Annotated in this window: 1 protein-coding gene and 1 pseudogene; both read right to left on the bottom strand. The window is 38.5% G+C overall.

Annotated elements, in window-relative coordinates; all coding sequences use genetic code 11:
• Positions 1-892, bottom strand: a pseudogene (locus tag A2048_10460) (hypothetical protein).
• Positions 893-1,228: 336 nt separating this feature from the next.
• Positions 1,229-1,423 carry a hypothetical protein gene (locus A2048_10455; protein OGP09545.1) on the bottom strand — a complete coding sequence of 65 codons (195 nt, stop codon included), beginning with the start codon at positions 1,421-1,423 and terminating at the stop codon, positions 1,229-1,231.
• Positions 1,424-1,724: the final 301 nt, after the last annotated feature.

The raw sequence follows: 1,724 nt of genomic DNA, 5'->3' as shown, positions 1-1,724 counted from the left end.
GAAGAATAATCCTGGCCGTAACCTGACTAAGAACTGCTGTAAACCTCCGCTTCAAGATAATACCATATCTTGCCTTAAAACTTGAATGAAAACTCTCACTATGGCTGCGAATGTGATACTCAGTAAGCCAACCCATCACATCCATATACAATTCAAGATACATTGATTTCCACGCAAGACTACCATTCAAATTGTTGTTTTTCTTAGGAAAAACATAAGCAATCATACCCCTCTCAGCAATCTCCTTAACCAATTCACGGTCATTAAAACCAGCATCCAAACGGATACTGCCACCATACGAATTTTTAATCAACTTATGCATAGCACGACATTCTTGTTCCCCACTAATATCAAAAGCCTGCACAACCTCTCTTGAATCAACTATGCTTGTCATATACTCACCACTCTTCTTGTTGCTCTCATAATTCTGTTTTCTACTTGTTTCCAAACCAGTACCATCCCCACAAAGCACACCATTACTGTCCTTGGTTTTGTCAAAAACCTGCTTCAAAACAAATACCACTTCAGGCTTATCATAACCATCCCCAATAGTGCGGTCATCCAACTTTTCATTAATGCCAAGAAAAGGAGCAAGAATAGTAAGCCACCCCTGAGCACTTCTTTCTGTAAAGCCCAAAGCCTCACAAGCCAGCACTGCCTTCGCAAGACTCTTCGGGTTAGTTAACGGCTTTCCTACCTTGCCTTTACAAGGCATAAGCACAGCTTCATCCACAGAATCACGTATAAACTGCAAGGTTTCTATGGCGTTTTCAACTTCTGTCTGGTTATACTCGGGCCATGATATTGCTTGAGGGGTTTCATACTCGTAGAATCCTTTCTCACGTAGTAATGGAACCATTTGCCTAAATTCTTTATTCGGAAGCACCGGCATACCCTAATATGTGCCTAACTACTATTTATGTATTTGTATTCTCCAAAATACAAATCATTAAATATGAAATATGCCTAAAAGAGAAAGTTAATGATGGTATACATAAGAAAAAAGAAAATTAAAGGTAAAACGTATTACTATATTGTCCAAGGACAATACGATTCAGAGGGAAAAGTCCATCAAAAAGTGCTACTATACCTCGGAAATATCGAAAACATCTTAAAAGTGTTCAAATTCTACAAAGAAAAATACCTAAAAGGTTGAATATCCACGCAACGCCGACTTCTGTCCCATCAGGTCTTCTTACTGTTTTGTATCTGAAGTTTATAGCCATTCTTAGAATATCATTGTTTCTTCATTCGGGATTCTCGTTATCAGCGCTCTCTCCTGATGGCATTTCTCCTTGGCTTCTTTAAAGACTTTCTTGACATCTTTTCCGTGTGAAACTATCCTGCTTTTGCATATTGCAACCCATTCTCCTATGTAATTTGACAGGTCGCTTTTCATAAAGAACTGATAGTTTTCTTCCATAAACATTCCCTTAACCGAAGGGGGGCGTCTTTTATATAAACCTTTCTGTATATTTTCACGGCTTTTTTATCTTTTTATTTTCATAGTTTATTATGCCAATTGGTATGATAGTTACGTAAACTCATTTAAAGGCATGTTTCGGCACATTTGCATTCTTTTCCACCGCGGCTTTTGCGTAACCTTTATATACTTGCTTTGAAAAGTTGCTTTTATGGCTGATAAGAAGGAAGTTTCTAAGGCAGCTTCTGCTGGTGCTTCTTCTTCAAACACGCTTGGGGTTGTTGGCGTTATTCTTGGTGCG

This window comes from Deltaproteobacteria bacterium GWA2_45_12 (assembly GCA_001797365.1).
Taxonomy (GTDB): domain Bacteria; phylum UBA10199; class UBA10199; order UBA10199; family UBA10199; genus UBA10199.
Note: the sequence above shows the minus strand (reverse complement) of the source record. Positions and strands in the feature narration are given on the sequence as shown.

What these genes read in the sequence shown, in the direction of transcription:
- A2048_10455 (OGP09545.1), bottom strand. Translation starts at nt 1,423, where the DNA reads ATGGAAGAAAACTATCAGTTCTTTATGAAAAGCGACCTGTCAAATTAC.